Origin of the sequence: Leifsonia psychrotolerans (assembly GCF_013410665.1) — a bacterium.
GTDB lineage: Bacteria > Actinomycetota > Actinomycetes > Actinomycetales > Microbacteriaceae > Cryobacterium > Cryobacterium psychrotolerans_A.
On sequence record NZ_JACCFM010000001.1, the window covers coordinates 553,221 to 570,342 of the forward strand.

A 17,122-nucleotide genomic window follows, 5' to 3' on the forward strand; every position below is an offset into this window, starting at 1 on the left:
ACGTGACCCTAGACCTCACGCGTTGAGGTGAGTTGCGGACTTTCCGCCTAAGTTCCGAAAACGAAGGCCGAAAGTCCGCAACTCACACTGATTGGCCTACTCGGCCAGCAGCGTCCAGTTGCCGTCGGCCTTGACGCTGAGCGCCGAGGGGCCGGCGGAAAGCGGCACTGTTCCGGAGTAGGCACCGATCTCGTTCACGAGCAGTCCGAAGTTGAAGGCCTTGCCGGTCTCCTCCATGACGACGAAGTTGGCCGATCCATCGTGCGTCGCGGTGAGCTTTCCTGCCTTGCCGTTATAGAGGAACACGGCGTCGCCAGCGCCAGCGCCAGCCAGGGAAGGTGCGGCCGAGATAGGCGAGAGTGTCAGGCTCCAGTTGCCGTCCGCCATGACCTGAATTGTCGTGCCGTCGCCCAGCGCGTTGAAGCCGTAGACGGTGGTGCCCGAGTAGGCGCCGATGGTGTTGACCAGCAGCTCACCGGTCGACGCGTTCGAGGCGTCGAGCACCGAGAGGGCGAAGTTCGCCGAGCCGTCATACGTCGCGGTGACAATTCCGGCGGTTGCCCCGGCAGGCAGCGTGATCAGGTTGTCGCCGGTGCCGGTCTGGGTCACCGGAGCAAACGTGCCGAACGTCTTGTCGGCCCAGGCCTGGGTGGCGTTGGCCTTCGGTGCGGGCTTTTCTGCCGGTTTCTCTGCCGCGGGTTTCTCGACAACCGGGGCCGGGGCCTCGGCAACCGGCTGCTGCACCACGGCGCTCCCCGAGTTGAGGCCATCGACAGCACTTTTTGATGCGTTGGCTCCGTTCACGGCACCGGTGATGGCGCCAAGCACGATCACGGCAGCGGTCACGATCCAGGCGATCTTCTTGTGCTGGTCAAACCCGGCGAGCTTCAGACCCTGCTTGTCACGCTGGCTCCCGGTCAGCACGAGGATGAGGTCGATGAGAACCCACACGCCGAACCCGCCGAAGGTGACGAGTTTAAGCACGCCGGTGCCGATCTTGCCCAGATAGAACCGGTCGGCGCCCAGTCCGCCGACCAGCCAGGCGAGCAGCCAGGTCGTGACGAACGACTTCTGCGACACGGGCTCAGCTGAGACGGATGCGGGGGCGGATGCCGCAGCGCCCGGCGCGTAGGCGGGTGGGTTGAACGGAATGGTCTGCTCCTGCTGAGTCGCGGGAATGGATGCCGGCACGTCGGCCGGCGGGGGAGTCGTGTTGAGAACGGTCATGGGTGGTACTCCTCTGTGATGTGGGTTGTCAAACGGGTGCGGGGTTGTGTCTGGCGGGGCAGGTTAGAGCGAGCGGGCGATATCCGGTTCGGCCGGGGCCTGCTGCGAATCGCTCGGTCGCCGACGCGTCGCAATCGGTTGCACGGCGGCCATCAGGCAGAACCCGAGCACGCCGATGAACAAAAGCGCCGGGATGCGGGCATCCGTCGTTGACTGAGATGCCGCGAACGTCTCGGCGTCCAGCTCGGCGAGATCGTCGAGCTGGGCGCTGACGATCTCGAGCAAGTCGGCGGTGGCCCAGGTGTTGACGACGGTCTGCTGAGGGGCCGATCCAGCGAGAAGCTGACGCGAGTCCTGAGTGGCCCGGGCATCGCGCACGGCACTGTAGCTCGACTGGGCTTGCACCGAATCTGCATCCACAGAAGTGGGTGCGGCGGCGAACCACACGGTGAGTGCGGCAATCGCCCCCACCGTTGCAATGCCGGCACGGAGTGTGGGCAGCAGCTCGAGGGTGAACGAAGAAGACCGAACCTTTCGGGTCTTGGTCGGAGCCTCGGCCTCTGCGGCGGGTGCGACTTCGGGTGAAGTGGGTTCCATGAAATAGGCTCCTTGGTGAGCGTTGTGACGAGAGTGATGGGCGCGAACAGGTACGAGTGCAGGCGGCACCGGCCTTCCCCCTGGTAGCTGGGCACCGCCTGCATGCAGTCGAGTTCGGGTCTTCGTCTGCTGTGGCCACGCTAGGGCCAGACGCCGAAAGTCAAGGTGGTGCTTGCTGATAACCCCACTTATCAATGGTTCGTCACCAATTCGACGGCATCACCTCTAAGCTGATTCAACACGGCCAGAGGGGAGCGACGACGATGACCGACCCAGCACTGTTCATGACCATGACCGACATCGCCGCCCTCGCCCGGGTGCAGCGCCCCGTCGTCTCGATGTGGCGTAAGCGCACGGCCGGCGCCGCCGAGCCGTTTCCGAGCTCGATTGCGACTACAGGCACACGAGAACTCTTCGACGCCCGGGAGATTGCCGAGTGGCTTACCGCGACCGAGCACGGCAATAATCCGGATGCCGTGGCTGACGCCGCAGCATTCGCCCGGCCCGCACGCACCGTGTTGGGCGGCACCGATCCCGAGGCCGACGAGACAACGTTCGACGCTCATACCGCGCTTCTGGCGTTGCGCAGCACTCTCGGTCACTCGCTCTCGGGCTTGAACCGTGACGATCTGCTCGACGCCGCCGATGAGCAGGATCCCGACGACGACACGCTTTACCGTGAGATCGAGGCGATTCCGGCCGGCGACGTCGACGCGCTGACCCAGTACATCGATTCCTTTGTCGAAGCCGCCTACAGCGAGGCGGCCGCCTATGAGCTGCTCGTGGCGAGCCGGCCTCGGGCACGCGATGGTGCCCTCGACGACACGACTCTCACGAACGACGCGGTGAATCTGGTCGCGCAGATCGCCCACGCCCTGGCTGCGGCGAACGGCGTCAGCACTGGCGCCGGCGTCGACACCTCCGCTGACGAGCGCTTCGTCGACGTGACCGGCAGCGCCAGCGACCTGCTTCTGCGCATCGCCGAGACGGCATCCGTCGGCGCGGAGCCGACCATGCTCACCGCCGACTCGACCGGTGAGGCCGCACGTCTGCTGCGCCGCCGACTGCTCGTGCACCGCATTCCGCGGCAGACCTTGCACGTTGATTCGACTGGCGCATTCACGCTGACCGCCCACGCCGTGCATGTGGCACAGTTGCCGCACTCAGCCCACCCCGAGATGACCGCGCTCGAGATGCTCACCGCGATCGACACCCTCGCCCTGCACCTGAACGACAAGCAGGTCGCGGTGATCGTGGCCCCCTCGGCGGTGCTGAGTGATGCCGGCCTGACGCCCGACGCCGACCGTTTGCGCTCCGATGTCATGCGCACCGGACGCCTCCGCGCCATCGTGCGCTTGCCGGCCGGGCTTCTCGCTCGCAAGCCGCGGCAATCCTTGACCGTCTGGGTGCTGGGTGCCGCTGCAGCGGCCACGCCACTGGCTGACCGTTGGACGATGGTCGCGGATCTCAGCACAGCCGTCCTCGGGCCGGGCATCGCCGATGACCTCGTGGGCGACCTGGCCGCGTCGCTCGGCACGCGCGCCGCTGTGCGGGCGCACTCGTTCCGCTTTGCGCGCCTGGTATTTACCCGCACGCTGTTGAGCAGTCGCGGAGCGTTGGTAGCCGGCGCGCAGACCACGACTCCCACCAACGCGACCGCTCCGGCCGCGCTGGCCGTTCGCGCCGAGGCGCTGATTGCCGCGCTGAACGATGAGTCGGGTGAGACGACGGATGCCGCATCCGGTCGCCTGCAAATCGGCATTGGGGCCGCGACTCCCCGCGACCACACTGCGGCGAGCAGTGTCTCACGTTCCACGACGACCTCGACCGTCGAACAGCTGATCGCCGGCAAGCAGTTGCGTTACGTTCCGGGCAACCGACTCGACCCCGTCGACATTGTCGTGGGTGGACCTTCAGCGGGTGGCATCCGTCTGATCGGGCCGGCCGAGGTACTGGGGAAGAGTGCGCTGGGCACCCGAAGTATCGACCGGCTGCGTTTCGCCGCCGACTATGCGGCAGGTCGGGTGACGGAGCCGGGTGACGTGGTGTTCATCACGGCACCGCGTCCCGCGGCGATTGTCGACGCGGAGGGCACCTCGGTTGTGGAGTATCCCGCGCGCATCCTGCGTATTGCGCCGGCCGCCTCGGCCGAGGCCGCCGCGCCGAACGATCTGATCGACGCCGTGCTCGCCGCCGACATCATGGCGCTGCCCGCCGCGCACCAACGCTGGATGCGCTGGCCGGTGCGTCGCGTGCGGCCCGAGCAGAGCGACGCGCTCGCGCTGGCCCTCGCCGCGGTGCGTTCACAGCAGGCCGACGCCCGCGAGCGGCTCGCCCGGCTCGACGAACTCACCGAACTTCTGATGGAGGGCGCCGTTGACGGCGGCTTCACCATTACCCCACTGATTTCTGAACCTGTACCTCCGACGAAAGGAACCCCCTAGTGCCTCCGAAAACCAAGGTTGCCGCTGCGCCCTCCACCATGAAGGAGCTGAAGGACACGCTCTGGAAGGCCGCCGACAAGCTGCGCGGCTCGATGGACGCCTCTCAGTACAAAGACGTCATCCTGGGGCTGGTGTTCCTCAAGTACGTCTCGGATGCCTTCGACGAGCGCCGCGAACAGATTCGCGCCGAGCTGGAAGGCGATGGCCTGAACGACGACCAGATCGCCCAGCTCATTGATGATGTCGACGAGTACACCGGTCGTGGAGTGTTCTGGGTGGGGGCCCGTGCCCGCTGGACCTACCTGGCCGAGAACGCCAAGGGCCTGCCTGCCGTTGGCGGAGAGGCACCGAAGTCGATCGGCCTGCTCATCGACGAGGCAATGGACCTGCTGATGACCGACAACGCGTCGCTCGCCGCCACGCTGCCGCGCATCTACAACAAAGACAACCTCGACCAGCGTCGTCTCGGCGAGTTGCTCGATCTGCTCAACTCCGCTCGCTTCACCGGGCACGGCGCCACGAAGGCCCGCGACATTCTCGGCGAGGTCTACGAGTACTTCCTCGAGAAGTTCGCACACGCCGAGGGCAAGCGCGGTGGCGAGTTCTATACGCCGGCCGGTGTGGTGCGCGTGCTCGTCGAGGTGCTCGAGCCCACCCATGGGCGTGTCTATGACCCGGCCTGTGGTTCGGGCGGCATGTTCGTGCAGACCGAGAAGTTTCTCGAGTCGCACAACAAGGAGGGATCGAACATCTCCGTCTACGGGCAGGAGCTCAACGAGCGCACCTGGCGCATGGCCAAGATGAACCTGGCCATCCACGGCCTGAACGGCAACCTGTCCAGCCGCTGGGGCGACACGTTTGCGCGGGACCAGCACCCCGACATGCAGGCCGACTTCATCATGGCCAACCCGCCTTTCAACATCAAAGACTGGGCGCGCAGCGAGAACGACCCACGCTGGAAGTACGGCGTTCCGCCGGCCGGCAACGCCAACTATGCCTGGATCCAGCACATCATCTCGAAGCTCGCCCCCGGCGGCAGCGCCGGTGTGGTGATGGCGAACGGCTCGATGTCGTCAAACTCGGGCGGTGAGGGCGACATTCGCGCGCAGCTCGTCGAGGCCGACTTGGTCTCGTGCATGATCGCGCTGCCCACGCAGCTATTCCGCTCGACCGGCATCCCGGTCTGCACCTGGTTCTTCGCCAAAGACAAGACGGCCGGAGCCCACGGCAGCATCGACCGTACCGGCCAGGTGCTGTTCATCGACGCCCGCAACCTCGGCCACATGGTAGACAGGGCCGAGCGAGCCCTGTCTGACGAAGACATCGCCAAGATCGCGGGTACCTTCCATGCCTGGCGTGGCACCACCCCGTTGGTCGAGCAAACCCCGTTGGTCGAGCCCACCCCGTTGGTCGAGCCCACCCCGTTGGTCGAGCCTGTCGAGACCCCGCACCCCACCCCGCCGGTCGAGCAAACCGCGCCGGTCGAGCAATCCCCGCCGGTCGAGCAATCCCCGCCGGTCGAGCACACTCCGTTGGTCGAGCTTGTCGAGACCCCGCGACCCACCCTCAACTACGTCGACGAACCCGGCTTCTGTTACTCCGCAACCCTCTCCGAAATCAAAGCCGCAGACTACGCCCTCACTCCCGGCCGCTACGTAGGAGCGGCCGAAATCGAAGACGACGGCGAGCCGATCGAGGAGAAGATCGCGAGGTTGTCTGCCGAGCTCTTCACCCAGTTCGACGAGTCGGAGCGCCTCGCGGCGGTTGTGCGCGAGCAGCTGGGGAGGGTGTCGTGAGCGAGTGGCAGCTGGGCTCGGTGTCTGGGATCATCGAGCTTCAACGTGGCCATGACCTGCCAAGCCAGGAACGCACCGATGGCGATGTTCCAATCATTGGTTCTTTCGGCATAACCGGGAGTCATGACACCGCGAAATACTCGGGTCCGGGCGTCGCAATTGGGAGAAGCGGTGCCGCAATTGGAACCGCGACTTATGTGAGCGGGCCCTATTGGCCGCTTAATACGTGTCTCTTTGTTAAGGATTTCAAAGGGAACGATGAACGCTGGGTGTTCCACATACTTGATTCGATGGATTTCACCGCATTCAATTCAGGGAGCGCTCAACCGTCGCTCAACCGAAATTTCCTTCGTGACATTCCTGTTTCCATTCCTCCAATCGGTGAGCAGCGCGCAATCGCAGAGGTGCTGGGTGCGCTCGACGACAAGATCGCTGCCAATACCAAACTCGCCGCTACGTTGGAGGCGTTGCTCGCGGCAGATGTCGAAGCCCACTGGCTCGGATTAGAAGCCGCAGCAGGTAACTCACCTGACATCTCGATCCTTCAGATGTTTGAAGTGAACCCCGCAATCCCGCGGCCGCGGGAGCCCAACGCACTCTACTTGGACATGAAGAAGCTCCCCGAGTCGGGGAGTGGCATCAGCGAATGGGACTATCGGCCAGCGCAGGGCGGTGTGCGATTCATGCAAAGCGATTCACTCATAGCGCGTATTACGCCGTGCCTGCAAAATAGGAAAACCGGGTTTGTTGATTTTCTAGAGCCTGATCAAATTGGCGTCGGCTCCACCGAGTTCATCGTTCTTCGATCACGGCCGGGAATTCCCAAACAGCTGTCCTATTTCCTGGCTACTGACCCGACGTTTCGCGACTTCGCGATTCGGCACATGGTCGGTACGTCAGGTCGACAAAGGGTCTCAGCTGCGGATATTTCGACCTACACGCTCCCTGCACCGGATTCAGGCTGGCTCGCGCAGTTTGCGCGACTGGCAGCGGATCGGTTCAGCTACATGAAGTCGATGCGCGATGAAAACCGCACCCTCGCCGCGACCCGCGACGCCCTCCTCCCTCTGCTCATGTCGGGCAAGCTGCGGGTGCGTGACGCCGAAAAGGTGCTGGGCGAGGTGCTGTAACCGATGCCGTACGACCTGCAGAATCGGCTTGTCGTGGGCGTCGCATCCAGCGCACTGTTCGATCTGACCGAGTCGGATGCCTACTTCAACGAGCATGGCGAAGAGCCGTACCGGATCTATCAGCACGAACACATCGATGATCAGCTGCAGCCGGGCGTCGCGTTTCCGTTCATCAAGCGGCTCCTGGGGCTGAACGACCTGCGCGAGGCCAGCGATCCTCTGGTCGAGGTGATCGTGCTGTCGAAAAACGATCCGTCGACCGGTCTGCGGGTGATGCGCTCGATCGAGGCGCACGGCCTGGCCATCACCCGCGCCATCTTTACGCAGGGGCGCTCGCCCTACGAGTACATCGAGGCGCTGAGCATGTCGCTCTTCCTCTCGGCCAACGAGGCGGATGTGAAGGGAGCGCTCGAACGGGGACTTCCCGCCGGCATGGTGATGGCATCCGCTTCAGTCGACGAGGAGGACGGTGGGGCCCTCCGCATCGCCTTCGACTTCGACGGCGTGATCGCCGATGACGGATCGGAGCGGGTCTTCCAAGGGCCGGGTGGGCTTGGTGCGTTTCAGGCGCATGAGGTTGCCAACAGTGGCGTGCCGCTTTCGCCCGGGCCGCTGCGTGAGTTTCTGCGCGACCTCAACCTGATCCAGAGGATCGAGCAGGCGCGACGCGACAAGGATGCGAGCTACGAGCTCCGTCTGCGCATCTCAATCGTCACGGCCCGAAACGCTCCGGCGCACGAGCGGGCGATCCAGACGCTTCAGGATTGGGGAGTAACGGTCAATGACGCATTCTTCCTGGGCGGAATCGACAAGGGCACGATTCTGCGGGTGATGAAGCCGCACATCTTCTTTGACGATCAGAAGAACCACCTCGACTCGACCTCGGCGTATGCGGCGAGCGTGCACATTCCGTATGGCATTGCCAACGAGGCCCGACGCGTACCCGAACCCGAATTGTCGGACGTGGCAGCTACGGTCGACGCGTAGGGCGAACGGCCGCACGTCGGGTTTCCTCACAACACTTGAGTTCTACACCCTAGGAGTTGTATTGTCGAAGTGGTTCATCGATCTCGAACTGGTCGAAACCTGGCTGGACAGTCTCGACCAGGATTCCTATGAGCAAGTCATCGCGGCGCTGGAGCTGCTTGAGGAGCGCGGCCCACAGCTGGGCCGGCCGATCGTCGACTCCGTCACCGCTTCACGACACAACAACATGAAAGAGCTGCGCCCTGGTTCCAGTGGGCGCTCGGAATTACGAGTCCTGTTTGCTTTCGATTCCGCACGAAACGCGATTCTTCTGGTGGCCGGCGACAAGTCGGGTAACTGGAAGAAATGGTACAAACTAAACATCCCGATCGCCGATAGGCGGTTTGACGAACACCTTGGAAGGCTGGGAGGCAGGACCTGATGGCAAAGACACTCGACGAAATGCGTGCCAAGCGCCCTGTCGACGCTGAGGTCGTTGCAGCGCACAAGAAGCGGATGCTGGAAGAAGTGCGCGCGTATCGACTCCGCGAACTTCGTGAAGCGCACGAGCTCACACAGGTCGAGCTTGCCAGTCGGTTGCAGGTCAGCCAGAACCGGGTCTCGCGTATCGAACATGGTGACATTGAGCATGCGCAGGTCGACACCCTGCGCAAGTACGTCGAGGCGATCGGCGGGGCCTTGCGTATCGAGGTTGAAATCGGGGACGAGCGCTTTCAGATCGCGTAGTCTGCCGCATCCGTCTCTCGCCAGACGAATGCGGCAGCCAGTCGGGTTTACGCCACCGCAGTCAGAATCCGGCGCTCCTGGTCGAAGATGGCCTGGCTCAGGCGGAACTCCTCGGCCTCGGGGTATTCGACGAAGTCGAGCAGGTGACCGTCGTGACGCACCAGGGCATCTCGAACCTCGACAGGGGTTGCGTAGAAGAACTCGCGACGCTGATTGATGCGGTTGACACGAACGTGCGCGAATTCGCGGTGGAGGGCGGCTTCGAGACCAACGGCATCCTTCGAGAAGATCAAGGCGTGCTTGTCAAAGGCGAAGGGGACTGAGGCGTCCCCGAGTTCCTTCACACGATCGTTGGGTTCCTGGCGCCTTGTCATTCCGATCTTGACCATGCGTTCGCCGAATGCGCCGACGTTGCTGATGACGTAGACGTGGCCGGCTCGGGTGTTCGCCCGGCGGAACTCGACGTTCTCAATGTCGAGATCGATCTGCGCGAGACGTTGCTCGAGCTCTGTAGTGTCGGCGCCGGGCTGCTGCAGGAGCTGTTCCAGCGCCTTGACATACTGTGCGCGTTCCTTGTCGAGCTTCGCGCGGGCGGCTTCGATCTCGCGCAGAACCTTCTCTTCCTCGCGCAGCCGTGCACGCTCTTCACGCTCGGCCTCCTTCTTGGCCGCGAGAGCGACGAGATAGCGAGCCGCCAGGCCCAGCTCATCCATGCGCATCCGGTGGTACCGCGACCCAACGTTGATATTCATGCGGAGGCCCAGTTTGGAGATTGTGTCACGCGCCCGGTCGAGGCGCGCTTCGGCGGCGGTGAGGTTGCCCGCACGCACCGACTTCACGCAGTTCTCGGCCTCTGAGTTGTAGGCACGGAGCATGAGCGTTGCGAACTCTTTGACGAACTTCGCGCCCTGCGCGGGTGAGTTGTTGAACGTGAACGACGAGGGGTCGAACGAGATGGCATCCTTGCTGCGCACCTCGGCCTTGATCTTCGCGCGCAGGGTGTCCAGTTTGTCTTTCAGCTCCAGCGAGTTCTCTGCCGCATGCTCAAAGTCGAAGAGGCCAGCGTCTTGCAAGACAGCGGTGTCGCGCAGGTTGACCACGGTTGCGGTGAGGGTGCGGAGCTCGGCCTGGAGAGCTTGTTCCTCCAGTGCAATCTGTGTGCGGCGCTCGGCGCTCTGTGCCTCGACGGCGGCCAAGGCGGCGCGATGTTGCTCGGCCTCTGCATCGATGGCGACGATGTTCTGTCGAGCAGCCGCTTCGGCGGCCGCGATGCCCAGACGGATGTCGGCGGCATGAGCCTCAAGCTTCTGAACGGCATCGACCGTGTCGGTGACGTGTGCAGCGTCGAGAGTGGCTTGAAGCGTCGAGTATTCGGTGCTCACCAGCGTCAGCTCGGCGTTTGCCGCGCGCAGCGTTTCGAGCTCGGCTGCCATTGACTGCGCGAACTTGCGAAGTCCCCAGCGGGGGAGTGTCGAAGGCGCCTGGGGAGTGGACGCGGCCGCGGGCTGTTCGATCCACAGCTGCCACCCCTCGGGGGCCGGCGGCCACTCCGGGTCTGGCTGCCAATCTGCTTCTGGGACCCAGTCAGCCGGAGGTTCTGGCCAGCCGGGAGCAGGATTGAAGACTAATGACATGGCAGATCCCCCTGAATGCGTTCGTGGTATTTCCTCCAGGGTAGGTGCTCGATCGCGTGGTTCTCGGGCGGTGGCCAAGCGTGTCAGACCCTCCGAGGAGGATGGCCGCAGAGCACGTCGCAGGAGTCGCCCGCGGCGTCAACGATGCGGAGGAACATCGATGTCTGACGACGCTGAGGCTAGTTTTCCTGCTCCACCTGCCCGGTCGACAATGCCGGAGTGGTATCCAGATCTACTCGAGTCCGTTTCTAGCCGGGTAGTGCACGGCCGCAGCCGCGCGGTGTCGGCGGTGAATCGAGAGCTCATCTCGACGTATTGGTTGATTGGGCGTGACATCCTGCGACGGCAAGCCGAAGAGGGCTGGGGGAGTCGCGTGATCGATCGACTCTCGTCGGACCTGCGTGAGCGTTTTCCGGACTCTAAGGGGTTCTCGCCGCGGAACCTTCACTATATGCGCGCCCTCGCTGCCAGCTGGGACGACAACGCAATTGTGCAACAGCTTGTTGCACAATTGCCATGGGGCCACCATGTCGTGCTCCTCGACAGGGTCTCAGACAAATCCACCCGGCGCTGGTACGCATCCGCATCCATAGAGAACGGCTGGTCTCGGGCAGTTCTCGTTCACCAGGTAGATTCACACCTCCACGAGCGATCCGGCAAGGCGATCACCAACTTCGCGGCCACCCTTCCGCCCCGCGATTCAGATTTGGCTCAGCAGATGACCAAAGACCCCTACATCTTCGACTTTGTCGCCATGACGGATAGTCGCAACGAGCGGGAGTTGGAGACACAGCTCGTCGCCCACGTGCAGAAGTTTCTGCTTGAACTTGGGCAGGGTTTCGCATTCGTCGGAAAACAGGTGCGCCTCGAGATCGGCGGTGACGAGTTCTACGTTGACTTGCTCTTCTATCACCTGAAGCTTCGTTGCTACGTGGTGGTCGAGCTGAAGGCGACGCGGTTCGATCCCGGTTTCCTCGGGCAGCTCGGAATGTACATGGCTGCCGTCGACGACCTGCTGGCGCACCCCGACGACAAACCCACCATCGGCCTGTTGCTGTGCAAGTCCAAGAACAGTGTGGTGGCCGAGTACGCCTTGCGCGGTTCAGCCGTGCCGATGGGGGTCACGGAATGGCGGAGCGCCATCGTCGAATCGCTTCCTGAAGAGTTCGCCTCCAGCCTCCCGACAATCGAGGCTTTGGAAGCGGAACTCGGTGCTGACGACGACTCGTGATGGGTCGGTCGCGGCGCGATGATCGACCTGCACCGTCGGAGTTCGTCGGTCGAGGCTTCGGAAAATCTCTTAGGGCGAACGGCCAACATCAACTAATGTTGCACTTATATGTGCAAGCAGCATAAGCGTGATTGAAATGAAAACGGGCGATGGCCCGAAACTGAATCGGGTGACGGCCCGAAAATAACGGAAGACACAGGCTCATCATGACGCCGACAATGCTGCGCGAAGACACGATTCTTGTCGATGACGAGGTTCGTGTGGAAGCCGAAAAACTGATCGACGAGGTGTGTGACACCCCCGTTACCGGTGTCCTTGTTACGTTCAACGGCGTTTCATCGCCGTTGCCACCTGCGCTTGCTCGGTTCCTGGTGAACGTACTTGAGCGTACCGCCGAGGGGGGAACACTCACCGTTCAGTCGATGCCTGAAGAGCTGACGACAACGGTCGCGGCTCGAATGCTGGGCGTCTCCCGGCCCACATTGATGAAGTGGATTGCGGCCGGCGACATCACTGCGGTCAAAGTCGGTAGTCATTCCCGGTTGCGATCGCAGGAGGTGCTGGCCTTCAAGCAGCAGCGAGACGCTGCTCGCAGATCTACGTTTGACGACTTGCGTGCGACTGCCGACGAACTGGGTGACCTGTAGTGCCCCGTTCAGCGTCGTTGGCGAGCGGGGATTAGCTTCCCAGCGGCTCGCAGGAATCACGCTTCATATTGGCAACCGCGCATTTTGTGAAGAAACGCCGTTTCTCATAAAATGCGGCGCTCGGATTATGAATTGTTCGCTGGTGCACTGTCTTGAGGTTGGCTCGCGGGGTTTCGAGACGCGGTCTCGCTCACGCTCGTTCGCTCCTCAACCACCGGGACAGGTCGACTTCGTTCTCCAGGGGGCTGATAACCCCCGCTATCGGGGTCGTTGCGGCGGGGTGCGGGCGTTGCCCCATACGATTCGTAGTGGCATCCGTTGTGATCGCAATGGGCCTGGGTCGTTAGGGGTAAGACGTGGCGGGGTACAGCGAAGCAGAGTGGGAAGCGCTCGCACTCGACAAATTGGCCGAGCCGTTGGGCTGGCAGCCGCTGGCGGGCGAGAAGATCGCTCCGGGCACTGGCGAGCGTGACAGCTGGGACGAGCTGCTCATTCGCCCCCGACTGCTCCAGGCCCTGCGCCAGCTGAACCCGAATGTGCCGGGGGAGTACCTGCAGCAGGCCCTCGCCGAGATCGCGTCGCCGAAGTCGCAGGATGCGATCACCGAGAACCACCGCATCCACGATTTTCTGGTCGACGGCTTTCGCCTCAGCTACATCGGTGACGACGGCAACGAGGTCAACGCGAGCATCCGTCTGCTGAGCGCCGAGCCGAGCGAGAACGATTGGCTCGCCGTCAACCAGGTCACGCTCATTCGGGGTGACTTCACGCGCCGCTTCGACCTGGTGCTGTACTGCAACGGCATGCCGGTGAGCATCGTCGAGCTGAAGAAGGCCGGGAGCCAGGCGGCGGATGTCGCGGCCGCGCACGCCCAACTGGGCACTTACCTGCGCGAGTTTCCGATGGCGTTTAGGTTCTGCGTGTTCACGCTGGCCAGCGACGGCATTTTGGCGAAATACGGCACCCCGTTCACGCCGCTCAACCACTTCTCGCCGTGGAACGTCGACGATGACGGCGAGCCGCTGAAGCCTGGCGACGTGGGCGATTGGGATGCCAGCACCGGCATGGAGATCGCGCTGCTCGGCCTCTACAACCAGGAACGCTTCCTGCAGCTGCTGCGCTCCTTCACCGCGTTCGACGAGGGCGCAGACGGACTGCTCAAGCGCATCGCCAAGCCACACCAGTACTTCGCCGTGACCAAGGCCGTCGGCAGCACAGTGCAGGCCGTGGAGAGCAACGGCAAGGCCGGCGTGGTCTGGCACACCCAGGGGTCTGGCAAGTCCATGGAGATGGAGCTGTACACGAACCTGGTGTCGCGGCATCCGAAGCTCAAAAACCCGACGGTCGTGGTGATCACCGACCGCACCGAGCTCGACGGGCAGCTCTACGAATCATTCAGGCAGAGCCTGTTGCTGCCCGAGCAGCCCAAGCAGATCAAGCGCCGCAGCGAACTGCGTGACGAACTGAGCAACCGCACCACGGGCGGCATCTACTTCACGACGCTGCAGAAGTTCGGCCGTAGCGAGGCTGAGAAGCAGGCCGGCACCGACCACCCGCTGCTCTCGGATCGCCGCAACATCATCGTTGTCGTCGACGAGGCGCACCGCAGTCACTACGACGACCTCGACGGCTATGCCCGTCACCTGCGGGATGCCCTGCCGCACGCCACACTCATCGCCTTCACCGGCACGCCCATCTCGTTCGACGACCGCAACACCCGCGACGTCTTCGGGGACTACATCGACATCTATGACCTGTCGCGGGCCGTCGACGACGGAGCCACCGTGCCGGTCTACTTCGAACCGCGCCTGATCAACGTGGCACTGGCGACGAATGTCACCGACGAGACCCTCGACGAAGCCGCCGACGAGGCGACCGTGGGGCTGGATGACACGGAGCGGGCCCGCATTGAGGCATCCGTCGCCGTGGTGAACGCCGTCTACGGCGCGCCCGATCGCATCAACGCCCTCGCCGCCGACATCGTGGCGCACTGGGAGACGCGCACCGCGCAGATGGGCAAGTTCATCGAAGCACCCGGCAAGGCGATGATCGTGGGTGGAACCCGCGAAATCTGCGCCAACCTGTACTCGGCGATCGTGGCATTGAAGCCCGAATGGCACTCGGATGAGCTCGACACGGGCGTCATCAAGGTCGTCTACTCGGGGTCGGCCTCTGATCTGCCGCCGGTGTCCGACCACGTGCGACGGGATTCGGCCAACGCCGTGATCAAAGAGCGGCTGAGAAACGTCGATGACGAGCTGCAGATCGTGATCGTGAAAGACATGATGCTCACCGGCTATGACTCCCCGCCACTGCACACGCTCTACCTCGACCGCCCGCTCAAGGGCGCGCTGCTGATGCAGACGCTGGCACGGGTGAACCGCACGTTCCGCGGCAAGGAAGACGGCTTGTTGGTGGCGTATGCGCCGCTCGCCGACAACCTCGCCAAAGCGCTCGGCGAGTATTCGAAGAACGACCAGACCGAGAAGCCCATCGGGCGCAACATCGACGATGCCATCGTGCTTGCGGTGCAACTGGTCGACACGCTGCGCGGGCTGCTCGCGGGCAACGATTGGAAGGCGGTGCTGGTAGCAGGAGGGGCGAAGGCCTACCTGAACGCCGTCACCGGTGCTGTGAATTACCTGCGTAACCCCGCGACCCCGGGCAACATCGCCCCGGCCGGCGACGACGAGTTCGAGTCGTTGGCGGCCGCCTACCGTCGCTACTCCGGGCAGCTGTCGCGGGCCTGGGCGCTCTGCTCGGGTGCCGGAGCACAGGAGCTGGAGGAGCGCCGCCCCGAGATCGCGCTCTATGAAGAGGTGCGGGTGTGGATGGCGAAGTTCGATGCGGCTGAGCGGCAGGCGTCGGGCCAGCCGGTGCCGGAAGACGTGCAGCGCCTGCTCGGCGAGCTCATCGCATCCGCTACCTCATCGGGTGACGTGCTCGATATTTATGAGGCGGCCGGCATGCCGAAGCCGGCGCTGGACGACCTGAGCGCGGACTTCATCTCGAAGACGCAGAAGGCACGTAACCCGCAGCTGGCCATTGAGGCGCTGCGGAAGCTCTTGACCGAGGAATCGAAGCGGTCGACGCAGAACAACCTGGTGCGGCAGCGCGCGTTCTCGGAGCGCATCAGCGAGCTGATGAACAAGTACACGAACCAGCAGCTCACAAGCGCCGAGGTGATCGCCGAACTGGTGGCGCTCGCCCGCGAGGTTGCCGCGGAGGCGGAACGCGGGTCTCGCTTCACGCCGGCGCTCAGTAACGACGAACTGGCCTTCTACGACGCCGTGGTGCAGAACGAGTCGGCGGTGGTCGCGCAGGGGGACGGTGTGCTCGCGCAGATCGCCCGTGATCTCGTGGCAGTCATGCGCCGCGACGTGCGCACGGACTGGACCGTGCGCGATGACGTGCGGGCCAAGCTGCGGTCGTCGATCAAGCGGCTGCTCGTGGCGGCGGGGTATCCGCCGGACAAGCAGCCCACGGCGATCAAGCTCGTGATGGAGCAGATGGAGTCGATGGCGCCCCGGTACAGCGAGGAGCGCGCGGCCTGAGTGGCGAACGAACCTACGGCGCGCTCGGCTGCATCGCTTCGCTATCGGCGCGCGCCATTGCCAGAACCCGCGACGACTGACAGATGAATCAGGCTCACCTTTCGGGAGTCTCTCAGGGCTGCAACGTAGTGTCTTGCGGGTGCACCTGGCGCGGCCGAAATTTTCCCGGTTCGGCCAGTGTGCTTATGCCTGGCCGCTGATGGTCGGGCAGGTGCGTCCCCCTCGTACCGTGGAATCCTTCCCCAGAGCGTGAGGATTCCGGCCCTCGACGACGCCACAATGGCGAGATTCGGAACCTTCGATGCCCCATGCCTCGATGCACTGTGTTGCAGTGCTGCACTTCGTGATTCATACATTCGCCGAGCCCGGACGCAGCGCCAGTGCGTAGGCCCCTCTCGACGGATGCCGCTCCAGCCGCACCGGCGTCCACCTCCCGCACGAGGCAGTTTCAGCTTCTCGGCATGGGCGTGCTTGCCGTGGGGCTCTTCGCCGTGTCGACATCCACCCCCGCATTAGCGGTCGAATCAGATGCGCACGCCGGTGCCCAGGAGGCAAGCTCGGCACCAGAGGCTCAGACGATGGTTGTCGCTGCCGACGCTGTGACCGTCACGATTCATCGCGACGGATTCTCCTCTGCCGCAGCCCCCGCTCCGGCCCCGGCTCCCGTTGTAGCCGCCGCAAGCGCGCCAGCGGGCCAACCGGTGAGCTCGGGCTGGGTGCTTCCCGTGGTGGGACACGTCAGCGATCACTTTGGGCCTCGCCCAGAGGCGCCTGTCGCCGGCGTCAATCCTTTTCATAGCGGCACCGACATTGCCGCTCCGTCGGGATCGCCCGTGGTGGCGGCTTCCGGGGGCACCGTGATCTTCGCGGGAATGAGTGGCTCGCTGGGAAACTGGGTGCTCATCGATCACGGCAACGGGATTGAGACCGGCTATGCCCACAACAGCGAGATTCTCGTGAGTGTGGGCGAGACCGTTGCTGCGGGCCAGACGATCTCGCGGGTCGGCAGCACCGGCGCGGCCACCGGGCCCCACCTCCACTTCGAAGTTCACGTGGACGGTACGCAGGTGGATGCCGAGACGTTCATGAGTGAGCGCGGAATCTCGCTGGGCTAAACCCCTCGACGCCCACCAGGGTGAATCGATGCTG

13 protein-coding genes are annotated in these 17,122 nt (G+C 63.8%); 10 read left to right on the forward strand and 3 right to left on the reverse strand.

The genetic code is table 11. The features are described from left to right. Window positions 1–96: 96 nt before the first annotated feature. Both HNR05_RS02455 and HNR05_RS02460 read right to left on the reverse strand, forming a co-directional pair. Window positions 97–1,227 (reverse strand): TM2 domain-containing protein, encoded by a 1,131-nt coding sequence (locus HNR05_RS02455; RefSeq protein WP_179577582.1) that lies wholly within the window; start codon window positions 1,225–1,227, stop codon window positions 97–99. 63 nt (window positions 1,228–1,290) lie between these two features. Beyond that, window positions 1,291–1,824: a hypothetical protein gene (locus HNR05_RS02460; protein WP_179577583.1), complete on the reverse strand. Its 534-nt coding sequence runs from the start codon at window positions 1,822–1,824 to the stop codon at window positions 1,291–1,293. Between the two features lie 263 nt (window positions 1,825–2,087). On the opposite strand from HNR05_RS02460, the gene HNR05_RS02465 reads away from it, so the two are divergent. From HNR05_RS02465 to HNR05_RS02490, 6 genes are all read left to right on the forward strand, one after another. Then, a complete protein-coding gene (locus HNR05_RS02465) occupies window positions 2,088–4,268 on the forward strand; it encodes a hypothetical protein (RefSeq protein WP_179577584.1) in 2,181 nt (726 codons plus the stop codon). Then, window positions 4,268–6,064: a type I restriction-modification system subunit M gene (locus tag HNR05_RS02470; RefSeq protein ID WP_343062430.1), complete on the forward strand. Its 1,797-nt coding sequence runs from the start codon at window positions 4,268–4,270 to the stop codon at window positions 6,062–6,064. The genes HNR05_RS02465 and HNR05_RS02470 overlap by 1 nt, the downstream gene beginning before the upstream one ends. Beyond that, window positions 6,061–7,194: a restriction endonuclease subunit S gene (locus tag HNR05_RS02475; protein ID WP_179577585.1), complete on the forward strand. Its 1,134-nt coding sequence runs from the start codon at window positions 6,061–6,063 to the stop codon at window positions 7,192–7,194. The genes HNR05_RS02470 and HNR05_RS02475 overlap by 4 nt, the downstream gene beginning before the upstream one ends. Before the next feature lie 3 nt (window positions 7,195–7,197). After that, window positions 7,198–8,181, forward strand: a complete 984-nt coding sequence (locus tag HNR05_RS02480; RefSeq protein ID WP_179577586.1) for a 5'-nucleotidase — start codon at window positions 7,198–7,200, stop codon at window positions 8,179–8,181. Window positions 8,182–8,242: 61 nt separating this feature from the next. Continuing rightward, entirely contained in the window at window positions 8,243–8,602 is a 360-nt protein-coding gene (locus HNR05_RS02485) for a type II toxin-antitoxin system RelE/ParE family toxin (protein WP_246318332.1), read from the forward strand. Further along, window positions 8,602–8,907, forward strand: a complete 306-nt coding sequence (locus HNR05_RS02490) for a helix-turn-helix domain-containing protein (RefSeq protein WP_179577588.1) — start codon at window positions 8,602–8,604, stop codon at window positions 8,905–8,907. The genes HNR05_RS02485 and HNR05_RS02490 overlap by 1 nt, the downstream gene beginning before the upstream one ends. A gap of 47 nt (window positions 8,908–8,954) precedes the next feature. Here HNR05_RS02490 and HNR05_RS02495 read toward each other — a convergent pair whose 3' ends face one another. Continuing rightward, window positions 8,955–10,541: an SNIPE associated domain-containing protein gene (locus tag HNR05_RS02495; RefSeq protein ID WP_179577589.1), complete on the reverse strand. Its 1,587-nt coding sequence runs from the start codon at window positions 10,539–10,541 to the stop codon at window positions 8,955–8,957. A gap of 160 nt (window positions 10,542–10,701) precedes the next feature. Here HNR05_RS02495 and HNR05_RS02500 point away from each other — a divergent pair, with 160 nt between their 5' ends. The 4 genes from HNR05_RS02500 (at window position 10,702) to HNR05_RS02515 (ending at window position 17,088) form a co-directional block, all read left to right on the forward strand. Beyond that, the gene (locus HNR05_RS02500; RefSeq protein WP_179577590.1) at window positions 10,702–11,772 is read left to right on the forward strand and encodes a PDDEXK nuclease domain-containing protein; all 1,071 of its coding nucleotides are present in this window, start codon (window positions 10,702–10,704) and stop codon (window positions 11,770–11,772) included. 206 nt (window positions 11,773–11,978) lie between these two features. Further along, a complete protein-coding gene (locus HNR05_RS02505) occupies window positions 11,979–12,419 on the forward strand; it encodes a helix-turn-helix domain-containing protein (protein ID WP_246318333.1) in 441 nt (146 codons plus the stop codon). Window positions 12,420–12,775: 356 nt separating this feature from the next. Continuing rightward, entirely contained in the window at window positions 12,776–15,973 is a 3,198-nt protein-coding gene (locus tag HNR05_RS02510; protein WP_179577591.1) for an HsdR family type I site-specific deoxyribonuclease, read from the forward strand. A 380-nt stretch (window positions 15,974–16,353) separates the two neighbouring features. After that, window positions 16,354–17,088, forward strand: coding sequence for a peptidoglycan DD-metalloendopeptidase family protein (locus HNR05_RS02515; RefSeq protein ID WP_179577592.1), 735 nt, complete (start codon window positions 16,354–16,356; stop codon window positions 17,086–17,088). Window positions 17,089–17,122 lie beyond the last annotated feature (34 nt).

Coding starts and splice junctions, on each gene's coding strand:
- HNR05_RS02460 (WP_179577583.1), bottom strand. CDS start 1,824: ATGGAACCCACTTCACCCGAAGTCGCACCCGCCGCAGAGGCCGAGGCT.
- HNR05_RS02490 (WP_179577588.1), top strand. CDS start 8,602: ATGGCAAAGACACTCGACGAAATGCGTGCCAAGCGCCCTGTCGACGCT.
- HNR05_RS02505 (WP_246318333.1), top strand. CDS start 11,979: ATGACGCCGACAATGCTGCGCGAAGACACGATTCTTGTCGATGACGAG.
- HNR05_RS02465 (WP_179577584.1), top strand. CDS start 2,088: ATGACCGACCCAGCACTGTTCATGACCATGACCGACATCGCCGCCCTC.
- HNR05_RS02500 (WP_179577590.1), top strand. CDS start 10,702: ATGTCTGACGACGCTGAGGCTAGTTTTCCTGCTCCACCTGCCCGGTCG.
- HNR05_RS02480 (WP_179577586.1), top strand. CDS start 7,198: ATGCCGTACGACCTGCAGAATCGGCTTGTCGTGGGCGTCGCATCCAGC.
- HNR05_RS02455 (WP_179577582.1), bottom strand. CDS start 1,227: ATGACCGTTCTCAACACGACTCCCCCGCCGGCCGACGTGCCGGCATCC.
- HNR05_RS02495 (WP_179577589.1), bottom strand. CDS start 10,541: ATGTCATTAGTCTTCAATCCTGCTCCCGGCTGGCCAGAACCTCCGGCT.